This is a genomic window from Streptomyces sp. GQ60, assembly GCF_059758875.1.
Window position 1 is genome coordinate 404,329 of the sequence record NZ_JCAXEG010000007.1, and the last position, 10,849, is coordinate 415,177.

Consider the following 10,849-nt stretch of genomic DNA (forward strand, 5'->3'; position numbering starts at 1 on the left):
CGCCGCCGCGCCCGGATCGCGGCGGTCCTACGCCCGGCCCGCGCGGGTGAAACGGCTGACCAGCTCGACGAACTCGTCCTCCTTCTCGAAGAACGCGACGTGCCCGGCCTCGATCTCGGCGTACGTGCTGTGCGCGATCGCGGCGTGCAGTTCACGGCTGTTCTCCACCGGGACGGTGATGTCCAGGGTGGCCCCGATGACGAGCGTCTCGGCCTCGACGAGCGGCAGCAGGCCGCGGATGTCGACGCGGGTGTCGAGGTCCACGTGCCGCAGGGTGCCGGGGGTGGGCGGCATGTTCGGGATCAGGAGCTCCACCTGCTCGCGGCCGATCGCGTTGAGGAAGCCCCGGCTGAAGCCCGTCATGGCGACGGAGCGGCCGAAGGCGGCCGGGTCGGAGGCGCCGAGCAGCTTCCACAGGGTGAAGAGGTTGCGCAGGTACTCGTCCCCGTCGGTGTGGGCCCAGCCGGCGACCAGGATCAGCCGGCGCACGAGGTCGGGGCGGAGCGCGGCGACGGCGGCGGACACCGGCGCTCCCATGGAGAAGCCGAGCAGGTCCACCGGCCCGGTGCCCGCGTCCTCGATGACGGCGATGACCTGCGCGGCCAGCCCCTCCACGGTCAGCGGCCCGCCGTCGTCCGTGGTGCGGTCGCTGCCGGAGAGGTCGGGGGTGATCACCGTGTGGTCGCCGGTGAAACGGGGCACGGTCTGCCCCCAGTTCACGGCGGAGCCGCCGGAGCCGGTGCCGTGGACGAGGACGAGCACGGGGCCCGTGCCGGTGCGGCCGTAGGAGACCTCGGCGTCGGCGACGTGCACGGTGGCGCTGACGGGGACTCCGGTGGCGTTGGTGAGGGTCGTGGGCATGGCTGCTCCTCCTGGTGCGTCGGGCGCCGGGGGCGTCTCCCCTCCGGCTCCGCCCACACTGCCGCCGCGCCGCCGGGGGCGGGAGAGCCTCCTCGAACCCGGGACCGCCGATCCCTGGATACGTCGCGGGACGCATCGCGCCGGAGGGGTCCGGCAGGATGATCCACATGACGATCGACCGCCCTGAACTGGCCGACTTCCTCCGCCGCTCGCGCGAGCGCCTGAGCCCCGAGGACGCGGGCCTCACGGCCGGGCCCCGCCGGCGCACCCCCGGGCTGCGGCGTGAGGAAGTGGCCCGGCTCGCGGGCATGTCGGCCGACTACTACATCCGGCTGGAGCAGGCCCGCGGCCCGCAGCCCTCACCGCAGATCCTGTCCGCGCTCGCCCGCGCCCTGCGCCTCGGCGACGACGCGCGCGACCACCTGCACCTGCTCGCCGGGCACCGCCCGCCCGCCGCGCGGGTCGCCGGCGGCGACCAGGTCAGCGCCGGCCTGCTGCACCTGCTGGACGCGTTGCCCGGAACGCCGGCGCAGGTCCTGAGCGACCTGGGCGACGTACTGGCCCAGAACGAGATGGCCCGCAACCTCCTGGGCGGCGTGTGCACGGTGTCCGAGCACGGCCGCAACGTCGTCTGGCGCTGGTTCGCGGACCCGGCCGCGCGGGACGCGTACCCGGCCGGGGAGCACGAGCAGTACAGCCACCTCCACGTGGCGGACCTGCGGGCGGCCGTCGGACGGCGCTCCTCGGACCCGGCGGCCACCCGTCTGGTGGAACGCCTGCGGGAGGCCAGCGGGGAGTTCGCCGCCCTGTGGGAGCTGCACGAGGTCGCCGTCCGCCGCCGCAGCCGCATGCGGGTGATCCACCCGGTCGTCGGCCCCGTGGACCTCGACTGCCAGGTCCTGCTCGCCCCGGAGGGCGGCCAGCGCCTCCTGCTCCTGACGCCCCCGCCCGGCACGGACACGGCCGCCCGGCTGGACCTCCTCCGGGTCGGCGCGTCCTAGGTTCGTCCGCCCGGGGTGCAGAACGTCCCGGAATGCACCCAATCGGGTCTGATGGTGCCCCGGACGGCATCTCCACATCGGGATCCCCGGCGCTCCCCAGCCGCCTGTACTCCTACGTGACGAAGCCCGACCCGGCCTTCCCGATCGTCACGCCCTGACCGCCTGACGGCTGCCCGACCGGCCGCGGTACGGGTTCAGGCCGCGCGGCAGAGGTCCGCGGGGCCGGCCGGGGCCGAGGCGCGGACCACGGTGGCGGGGACGGGCCGGTCGGTGCGGATGCCGGCGGCCGCGCTCTTCGAGCGGTTCCGGGCGAAGACCACCAGGCGCAGCACGGCGAACCGCGCGACGCCGGTGAGCGCCGAGGCGGTCAGGTAGACGACCTGCTCGCGCGCGGCGCTGGGCGAGGCCTCCAGCTGCCGCAGGGCGAGTACCGCCGCGCAGGTCACCGCGTACGCGGCCACCGCCGATCCCGCCGACTGCGCGTGCTGGCGCCGGCTCGCGCGCCCGCCCGCCCCGAAGGTGAAGCGGGCGTGCAGCTCGGTGGCGAGGAGCGTGGACACCGTGGTGATCAGAGCGTTGGCCAGGGCCCAGGGAATCCAGGAGGCGAGGGCCGCGACGGCGAAGCTGGAGGCGATCCCGACCCCGCCGCCGCAGACCACGAAGCGGGCGAAGGAGGTGAGGGCGCCGGATGCCGCCTGCTTCCGGCTCTGCACTGTCTCCATGATCCGACCCCTCCGCTGGTGCCCTGTGGAACGCACGTGTGCCGTGCGCTGCGGGCTGCGGGCCGCAGGGCGCACTGGCGTGGTGCCATGATGGCACATGCGTGGCACCACTGCGAGTCATTTATGGCGCCACATGTGGAACCAGTGGCGCCGCGACGGCCCGTCAGTGCAAGGCGCGGGACCGGGACCGGGTCAGGGCGAGCCCGCCGAGGCCCGTGCCGGCCAGGCCGAGCAGCAGGGCCACGTAGGCCCCGCCCAGCCCGTTGCCGGTGCCGAGACCACCGGCGGCGGTCGCCGCGACCAGCCCGCCGACGGCGGTGGCGATCAGCCCCGCCACCACGGCCGTCACGGCCCCGAGCGAACCGTTGGCGGCGGCGAAGCGACCGGTGGGGCGGGTCAGCGCCAGCACGGCGATCACGACGGCGGCCAGCCCCAACAGGCCGCCGGTGGCGGCTCCGAGCCTCCCCAGGCTGAAGTCGGTGACACCGGCGGCGAGCGGCTGGACCGAGGCGTGCGCCAGGCTACGAGCGGACATCGAGGTGCTCCTTCTCTTCCCACGACTGGACGTGGTTCGAGCATGTCGGCCCCGCCCCGGCAGGTCGTCCCGCAGGCGCGGACACTTCGCGCTACCGCGATCGCGGCAGGTGCCGCCGAGCTACTGCGCCCGTGGTAGCCGGCCGCTCGTCCACGAGCGGGATCCGCCCGCGGCCGCCCCGGGCTACGGTGCGCGCATGGACAAAGGACGGTTCCGCGTTCGGGCCGGTGTCAGGGACTGGCTGATCGCCGTAGGCGTGGCGGCCGCGCTGCTGGTCACCGGTCTGTCGGGGCCGCACCCCGCCACGGGTCCCGGCCTGTTCGGCTACGTGCTGCTGCCGGCCGGCGGCCTGGCGCTGGCCGCGGGCCGCCGGGCCCCGGTCGCCGTCCTCGCCGTCACCGGGCTCTGCGCGGTGGGCTACCAGGCCGCGGGCTTCGACGTGGCCGCCGTCGCGTTCCTCTTCGCGGTGTACGCGGCCGTGCGGGCGGGACACCGCACCGTCACGGTGGTGGCGAGCGTGGCCGTCCTCGCCTCCCTCCCCGTCGCGGCACTCGCCTCGGGCCTGCACGACACGGGCGAAGCGTTCGCGCAGGCCCGAGGCGCCCTCGAAATCGCCTGGCTCATCGCCGCCGGCGCCGCCGGCGAAGCCCTCCGGCAGGCCGAGCAGCGGGCCGACGAAGCCGAACGCACCCGGGAGGAGACCGCGCGGCGCCGCGCCGACGAGGAGCGGCTGCACATCGCGCGGGAGCTGCACGATTCGCTCACCCATCAGATCTCGGTCATCAAGGTGCAGTCCGAAGCCGCCGTCCATGTGGCCCACAAGCGAGGCGAACCGGTCCCGGAGGCCCTGTTGGCCATCCGGGAGGCCGGCCGGGAGGCCTCCCGGGAGCTCCGCGCGACCCTGGAGGCCCTGCGCGACGACGACACCACTCCGCCGCACGGCCTCGACCACATCCCCGAACTGGTGGAACGGGCCGGCAAGACCGGCGTGCGGGCGACACTGACGATCCAGGGCGGGCGGCACGACGTACCGGCCGCGGTGGGCCGCACCCTCTACCGGATCGTCCAGGAGTCCCTCACCAACATCGCCCGTCACGCGGACGCCACCACGGCATCGGTCCGCATCGAATACCGCCCGGACGCCGTCGCCCTCCAGGTCGACGACGACGGCAAGGCCGGGCCGGACACCACCCCCGTGCCCGGCATCGGACTGCTCGGGATGCGCGAGCGCGTCACCGCGCTCGGCGGCCGCCTCCGGGCGGCGCCGCGCGAAGGGGGCGGCTTCACCGTCCGGGCCGAACTCCCCGTGGAGCGCGCCTCGTGATCCGTGTCCTGCTCGTCGACGACCAGCCGCTGATCCGCAGCGGATTCCGCGCGTTCCTCGACCTCGAAGACGACATCGAGGTCGTGGCCGAAGCAGCCAACGGCCAGGAGGGCCTGGCGCTCGCCAGGGAGCACCTGCCCGACGTCGCACTCGTCGACATCCAGATGCCGGTGCTCGACGGCATCGAAACGACCCGGCGCATCGCGGCCGACCCGGCGCTGACCGGCGTCCACGTCGTCATCCTCACCAACTACGGCCTGGACGAGTACGTCTTCGACGCCCTGTCCGCGGGGGCGGCCGGATTCCTCGTCAAGGACGTCCTGCCGGAGGACTTCCTGCACGCCGTCCGCGTGGCGGCGCGCGGCGACGCCCTCCTCGCACCCTCGATCACCCGCAAGCTGATCGACCGGTACGTCACCCAGCCGCTCCCCACCGACACGCGCGCCGTGCTGGAGGGCCTCACCGGCCGGGAACGGGAGGCCGTCGCCCTGGTCGCGCACGGCCTGTCCAACGACGAGATCGCGGCGCGCATGGTGATCAGCCCGCTGACCGCGAAGACCCACGTCAACCGGGCCATGACCAAGCTCCGCGCCCGCGACCGCGCCCAGCTCGTGATCCTCGCCTACGAAGCCGGTCTGGTGGTCCCGCGCAGCTCGCCGCCCCGTCGCGAACGTGAAGGACACACTCCGGTAGATCGCGGGTGACAGCAGGCTTACGGCAGTGTGATGATGATCGGAGAACTCTGGGACCGCATGTGCGCCCGACCGTTGCCAAGGGGGGGACGGCCGAGCAACCGTTGTGCGGCGCCGCGCCCAGAGGCATCCCATCGTGTCCTCTCCGAAGGAACTTGCGCGTGCGTCCTACTCGTGCGACGGTCCTGCTCACCGCGGGCCTCGTCACCATTCTCGGAACACCGGCCGTTGCCGCCGCCGAGACTCCGGCCAGTCTCTACGTCAACAATGCCGCCAACTCCAACTGCTCCGACACCGGAACCGGTTCCCAGGCGGTCCCGTACTGCAGCATCTCGGCGGCGGCGAGGGTCGTTCAGCCGGGCCAGACCGTGCGGATCAAGCCCGCGACGTATGACGAGAACGTCACCGTCGACCGCTCCGGTGAGCCGGGCAAGCCGGTCACGTTCACCAGCGACACGGACTCCGCGCAGGCGTCCCTGAAGTACGGAAAGGGCCTGAAGATCACCGGCGCCTCCCACGTGGTGGTCCGCGGGCTGGGGAGCTGGGGCGGCGTCCAGGTCAGAGCCTCGAAGGATGTCGAGCTGGACCGGCTCCAGGTCTCGCTGCGTGACGCCCCCGGCCTCGTGGTCGGCGAGGGAAGCACGGGCGTGCGCGTTGTCCGGAGCACCCTCCGCACCGGTGCCCGCATCGAAGGCGGCGCCCGGGGCACCGTGCTCGGCCGCAACACCATCGGCAGCGAGCGGGAGACGACCCTGGAGGTCGTGGACGCTCCGGGAACCGTCGTCACCAACAACACGTTCACCACGGCCTGTACGACGACCGTCTCGGTCGGTGGCGCCTCGACCGGTTCCGCGCTGTTCAACAACGTGCTCTTCACCGAACAGGCCGGCAGTTCCTGCAAGCCGGCTTACCCGCTCACCAACATCGAGGTATCGGCGAGTGCGGCGGCGGGTACCCGTGCCGACTACAACCTGATCACCGGCCCCGTGCTCAACAGGGTGTCCTACAAGTGGGGCGGCACCGCCTACCAGACCGCGGCGGCGTTCACGGCCGCCACGGGACAGGGCGCGCACGACATCCTGGCCGCGGACCCCAGTGCCGTCGGTCCGCATGACGGCTCGCCGACCATCGACTCGGGTGACCCGACCGCGCCGGGCGTGCTTCCCGTCGACTTCCACGGGAAGGCGACCGCGGACGACCCGCGCGTTGCCGACACCGGCAAGGGCGGCGGATTCATCGACCGCGGTGCGTACGAGACCCAGGACGAGTTCAGCGGCGTCCAGCTCGCTGCCGACCCCGCGTGGGCGCCGGTCGGCACCAAGGTGAAGCTGACGGCCAGGGCGAGCAGCGCCTGGTCGGACCCGCTGCCGCTCACGTACCGCTTCGAATTCAGTGATGGCACCGCCCCGGTCGTCACCCACGAGAACACCGTGGAGCACGTCTTCACCATGCCCGACAGCTACGGCTTGAAGGTGACGGTGACCAACGCCGCCGGCCGGGAGGTCTCGGGGCTGGCATCGCACAGGACGGGCCCAAAGGAGCTGCGGGCGGGGTTCCGGGATTCTCCGGTCTTTCCGGACTCGACCAGCCCGGACCGAGTCGTCCGTCCTCTGACGTTCGAATTCAACACCCATGACCTCCCGGCGCCGTGGCCGATCGAGAGCATGGACATCGACTTCGGCGACGGCGCCACGGCGCAGAGCACGGGTGAGCACGTCTTCGAGCACGTGTACAAGGCGCCCGGCACGTACAAGGTGACGCTCACCGTGCAGGACATCAAGGGCGCGAAGTCCACGGGTAGCCGCGACGTGCGCGTCGAATACATCAGGTCGAACTTCGCCGCCACCGAGCCGTTCCGGCTGCTCGACACCCGTACCACCAAGACGCCCGTCCGGGGCGGTGTCGCCACCCCGGTGGTCATGCCGGCCGGCCGCGCCGTGCCCGGCCACACCCTCTCCGGGGGGATGTCGTCTGCGGTCCTCAACGTGACCGTCACCGATGCCACGGAGGACACCCACCTCACGGTATGGCCTTCTGGTCAGCCGCGTCCGACGACCTCGAACCTGAACATCCGCGCGGGCTCGACCTCGGCCAACATGGTGACGGTGCCGCTGGGTGCCGACGGCAAGGTCCAGGCCCAGCTCAACTCGGGCAAGGCCTCGCTGATCGTGGACTTCGTCGGCTACTACCAGCCGTGGGAAGGGTCGAAGTTCTCCTCGATCGCGCCGAGCCGTCTCGCGGACACGCGCACCTCGGGCGGAGCGCTGGGCGGTGGCAAGACCCGCACGGTGAAGGTCGCCGGTCTGAAGGGCATCCCGACCAACGCCAAGGCCGTCGCGCTGAACCTGACCGGCACCGGTGCGACCGCGCCGGCGCACGTCATCGCGTACCCGAACCCGAGCAAGCGTCCGACGACGTCGAACCTGAACGTGGAACCGGGCAAGGACAAGTCGAACCAGACCATCGTCCCGGTCAGCGCTGACGGCACCATCACCCTCTACACCAACACCGGTTCCACGCATCTGGTCGTGGACGCGGTGGGCTTCTACGGCGCGGACGGCAAGAACAGCTTCACGCCGGTCGTGCCCGAGCGCCTCGCCGACACCCGCGTGACCGGGAAGGTCGCCCCCGGCACCACGATGACGGTCCCGAACCTGCCGTACAACGCCAGCTCCGCAGTCCTGAACGTCACGGCGACCGACACCACCGGCCCCGGCTTCCTGACCGCGTACGAATTCGGAGCCGCCCGACCCGGCGCCAGCAGCCTCAACACGCTGCCCGGATTCACGGTCCCCAACCACGTGATCACCCCGGTCAACGACGCCACCAACAAGGTCAGCATCTTCAACAGTCACGGCGGAAGCAACCACGTGATCGCCGACCTCCTCGGCTTCTTCTCCAGCTACGGCGTCTAACCCCACCCGAACAACCAGGAAGCCCCGGCCACCCGCACTGCGCGGCGGCCGGGGCTTCCTCCGTTCGGTCTACTCAGAGCCGGCCCCGCCGGGAGGGCGGCGTCCGGCATCGCGCGAGTCCCCGCTGCTCCGGGCATCACAGGGCTTTCCCGCTCTCGGCGGTGGTGGCAGGCGGGCCACTGACGGCGGAGCTCCGGCTCAGGACGCTCGAAGGCGGGCGGTGGAGCGGGGGGTCGCGGTCGTGCGTGCATCCCGCCACCGTCATCAGGGGGAGCGTCTCAAGGTCGCACGGCCGCCGGCCCGGACGGGCGCATCACCTCAGGCCGAGGCCGGCGGCGCGGACGATTCCGCGGCACGGCGGTATTCGGCGTTGATGCGCTGTGCCTCTTCGAGCTGGTCTTCGAGGATGATGATGCGGCAGGCGGACTCGATGGGGGTGCCCTGATCGACGAGCTCGCGTGCGCGCGCGGCGATGCGCAGCTGGTAGCGGGAGTAGCGTCGATGGCCGCCGGCGGATCGGAGCGGGGTGATGAGGCGGGCTTCGCCGAGTGCACGGAGGAAGCCCTGCGTGGTGCCGAGCATTTCTGCGGCCCGGCCCATCGTGTAGGCGGGGTAGTCGTCGTCGTCAAGCCGGCCGAACGAATCGTCTGCTGTCATTGCACCTCTCTCGTGGAACGCGTGGAGGGGCCCTGGTGCCTATGGCACCAGGGCCCCGAAGGAACTACTACACCATCTGTCGGCCTGTTACTGCGCCGACCCTGTGTTTCCGCCGACCCGGCCGAGATGCTGCCGGGAATGCGGGGATCGCGGTTGCTTGACCGGAGACCACCTCGCTATCGATGTCCTGCGGTACCCGGGCCCAGACTTCTCCCCGGGCGATCCTGATGGTGCTCGGCCCCTCCGTTCTTCCCTCGGTGATCAACTGCTTACCTACTCGGTACTGCTTACTGCGTGTACTGCCTACTGCTGGTACTGCGTGTACTGCGTACTGCTCTGCGGCCATGTCCCGCGCCGCTCTCCGGCAGCCAGCCCCGTCGCCCGTCCTGCGTTTGCTCTGGCTTAGAACCCCACTGCCGAACCTCCCGGTGCGCGCGTCCGCAGCCGACGCCTTCACCGAGGTGCTGCTCACTGACTTCACTGCTGGGTACTGCGTACTGCATTCACGGGTACTGCATTCACGGGTACTGCCACTGCGTCAACTGAGGTCCTGCTCTTGGCGGCCCCTGATCACTGCGGGCCGCCCGGTCCGGTTGCCAGTCCCGTCGCCGTCCTGCACCAACCATGGCTTCGACACTCCACGACCGCACCGCACTGCTGAACTGCAACTACCTGAACCACTAGTACTACTGCCGGCAGTTCGTCTCTGCCAGGCCCTGCTGTCTCTCTGGGCTACGAGAGAAACCATAACCACACCACCATGCAATGTCTACTCCAGCCACCATAGATTTTTGTGCGGCCGAGGGGGAGGTAATCGGCATCGGCCGGGAGAGCCGGACATGGGGGATGCGGCAGGACGCGGAAGGGCCCGACCGGCATGCCGGTCGGGCCCTTCCACGCTGTACGGGTGCGGCTCGCGCCGCCCCTTCGGTCAGACGGCGACCGGGACGCCGAGCATCGCGGATGCGTGCTGGAGCGGACTGAGGACGCGCGCCGGCGCGGCAGCCCGCGGGATGCCGCGGCAGGTGAAGCCGAGCTGGGTCATGGCCCGGAGGACTTCACCCACGCTGAAGTCGCGGCGATCCTGGCGGGTGATGACCTGGCCTACCTGCTTCACGGGGTAGACGCGGCGGCCGATGATCACGGAGTCGCCGACGACTTCCTCGGGCTTGATGCCCTTCATCGATTCCAGGACGCCGCTCTTGGTCAGATCGAACGGGAAGCGGGCGATGACACAGCGCATGTTGCCTCACAGGAAGAAGGGGAGGGGGGCGGTTCTGCGGTGATGAGGCGGGTCAGCCGGCAAGGGCGAGGACGCCGGGGGTGCTGCCTTGTACGTCGACCACGGGCCCGGCGTCGAGGCGGCGGTAGCTCACCGCGTGTTCCGCCTCGGCCATGGGGGTCATGGGCGAGGCGAACGGCCCGCGGTCGTCGCCGAGGGCCTCGCGCAGCCGGGCTGCATCCGGACCAGCGTCACAACGCGCCTCCTGCAGAGATGGGTCAGTCTTCTGATCACGTGGTCGTCAGGCCGCCGCGTCGAAGGCGGACTGGCGCGCGCTCGCGCGCCGGGCGGCTGACACGGGCCCGCGCCGCCCGCGGGCGGGGCCGCCGCTGCGCCTGGGCCGCTCGGACACCGGCGCGGTGATGGTGACGGGGATCCCTGAGGGTGCTTGGGCGCCGGTGATCCGGTTGAGGGCCTCGTCTCCGGAGCGGACCTGGGTGGTCTGCGGAGCGATCCCGGCGGCCTGCATGAGGCGGGTCATGTCGCGGCGCTGGTTGGGGGTGACCAGGGTGACGACGCTGCCGGACTCGCCGGCGCGGGCGGTGCGGCCGCCGCGGTGCAGGTAGTCCTTGGGGTCGGTCGGCGGGTCCACGTTGACGACGAGGTCCAGGTTGTCGACGTGGATTCCGCGGGCGGCCACGTTCGTGGCGACCAGGACGGTGACGTGTCCGGTCTTGAACTGGGCCAGGGTCCGGGTCCGCTGCGGCTGGGACTTCCCGCCGTGCAGGGCCGCGGCGCGGACCCCGCTGTCGAGGAGGTCCTGGGTGAGGCGGTCCACGGCGTGCTTGGTGTCCAGGAACATGATCACGCGGCCGTCGCGGGCGGCGATCTCCGTCGTCGTCCGCTGCTTGTCTGCGCCG

The 10,849-nt window shown here is 71.7% G+C and carries 10 protein-coding genes; 4 read left to right on the plus strand and 6 right to left on the minus strand.

Going from position 1 to position 10,849, the window contains the following annotated elements; translation table 11 throughout:
* Positions 1-27 precede the first annotated feature (27 nt).
* Positions 28-861: an alpha/beta fold hydrolase gene (locus AC6CKD_RS20710; protein WP_498328918.1), complete on the minus strand. Its 834-nt coding sequence runs from the start codon at positions 859-861 to the stop codon at positions 28-30.
* Between the two features lie 158 nt (positions 862-1,019).
* Between AC6CKD_RS20710 and AC6CKD_RS20715 the strand changes: the two genes are divergently transcribed.
* Positions 1,020-1,862 carry a helix-turn-helix transcriptional regulator gene (locus AC6CKD_RS20715; protein WP_498328919.1) on the plus strand — a complete coding sequence of 281 codons (843 nt, stop codon included), beginning with the start codon at positions 1,020-1,022 and terminating at the stop codon, positions 1,860-1,862.
* Positions 1,863-2,056: 194 nt separating this feature from the next.
* Here AC6CKD_RS20715 and AC6CKD_RS20720 read toward each other — a convergent pair whose 3' ends face one another.
* Complete coding sequence (locus AC6CKD_RS20720) at positions 2,057-2,584, minus strand: GtrA domain-containing protein (protein ID WP_498328920.1); 528 nt, start codon at positions 2,582-2,584, stop codon at positions 2,057-2,059.
* A gap of 163 nt (positions 2,585-2,747) precedes the next feature.
* Positions 2,748-3,119, minus strand: a complete 372-nt coding sequence (locus AC6CKD_RS20725) for a DUF6223 family protein (protein WP_498328921.1) — start codon at positions 3,117-3,119, stop codon at positions 2,748-2,750.
* A gap of 196 nt (positions 3,120-3,315) precedes the next feature.
* Here AC6CKD_RS20725 and AC6CKD_RS20730 point away from each other — a divergent pair, with 196 nt between their 5' ends.
* The 3 genes from AC6CKD_RS20730 (at position 3,316) to AC6CKD_RS20740 (ending at position 8,050) form a co-directional block, all read left to right on the plus strand.
* Positions 3,316-4,443: a sensor histidine kinase gene (locus AC6CKD_RS20730; RefSeq protein WP_498328922.1), complete on the plus strand. Its 1,128-nt coding sequence runs from the start codon at positions 3,316-3,318 to the stop codon at positions 4,441-4,443.
* Complete coding sequence (locus AC6CKD_RS20735) at positions 4,440-5,147, plus strand: response regulator (protein ID WP_498328923.1); 708 nt, start codon at positions 4,440-4,442, stop codon at positions 5,145-5,147. Before AC6CKD_RS20730 ends, AC6CKD_RS20735 begins: the two co-directional genes overlap by 4 nt.
* A gap of 149 nt (positions 5,148-5,296) precedes the next feature.
* Positions 5,297-8,050, plus strand: a complete 2,754-nt coding sequence (locus AC6CKD_RS20740) for a PKD domain-containing protein (RefSeq protein ID WP_498328924.1) — start codon at positions 5,297-5,299, stop codon at positions 8,048-8,050.
* Between the two features lie 318 nt (positions 8,051-8,368).
* On the opposite strand, the gene AC6CKD_RS20745 is transcribed toward AC6CKD_RS20740, so the two are convergent.
* The 3 genes from AC6CKD_RS20745 to AC6CKD_RS20755 form a co-directional block, all read right to left on the minus strand.
* A complete protein-coding gene (locus AC6CKD_RS20745) occupies positions 8,369-8,707 on the minus strand; it encodes a MerR family transcriptional regulator (protein ID WP_498328925.1) in 339 nt (112 codons plus the stop codon).
* A gap of 931 nt (positions 8,708-9,638) precedes the next feature.
* Positions 9,639-9,950 carry an SCO5918 family protein gene (locus AC6CKD_RS20750; RefSeq protein ID WP_498328926.1) on the minus strand — a complete coding sequence of 104 codons (312 nt, stop codon included), beginning with the start codon at positions 9,948-9,950 and terminating at the stop codon, positions 9,639-9,641.
* 280 nt (positions 9,951-10,230) lie between these two features.
* A partial coding sequence (locus tag AC6CKD_RS20755; protein WP_498328927.1) for a helicase-related protein occupies positions 10,231-10,849 on the minus strand: 619 nt, incomplete at its 5' end.

What these genes read in the sequence shown, in the direction of transcription:
- AC6CKD_RS20710 (WP_498328918.1), bottom strand. Translation starts at nt 861, where the DNA reads ATGCCCACGACCCTCACCAACGCCACCGGAGTCCCCGTCAGCGCCACC.
- AC6CKD_RS20715 (WP_498328919.1), top strand. Translation starts at nt 1,020, where the DNA reads ATGATCCACATGACGATCGACCGCCCTGAACTGGCCGACTTCCTCCGC.
- AC6CKD_RS20720 (WP_498328920.1), bottom strand. Translation starts at nt 2,584, where the DNA reads ATGGAGACAGTGCAGAGCCGGAAGCAGGCGGCATCCGGCGCCCTCACC.
- AC6CKD_RS20725 (WP_498328921.1), bottom strand. Translation starts at nt 3,119, where the DNA reads ATGTCCGCTCGTAGCCTGGCGCACGCCTCGGTCCAGCCGCTCGCCGCC.
- AC6CKD_RS20730 (WP_498328922.1), top strand. Translation starts at nt 3,316, where the DNA reads ATGGACAAAGGACGGTTCCGCGTTCGGGCCGGTGTCAGGGACTGGCTG.
- AC6CKD_RS20745 (WP_498328925.1), bottom strand. Translation starts at nt 8,707, where the DNA reads ATGACAGCAGACGATTCGTTCGGCCGGCTTGACGACGACGACTACCCC.
- AC6CKD_RS20750 (WP_498328926.1), bottom strand. Translation starts at nt 9,950, where the DNA reads ATGCGCTGTGTCATCGCCCGCTTCCCGTTCGATCTGACCAAGAGCGGC.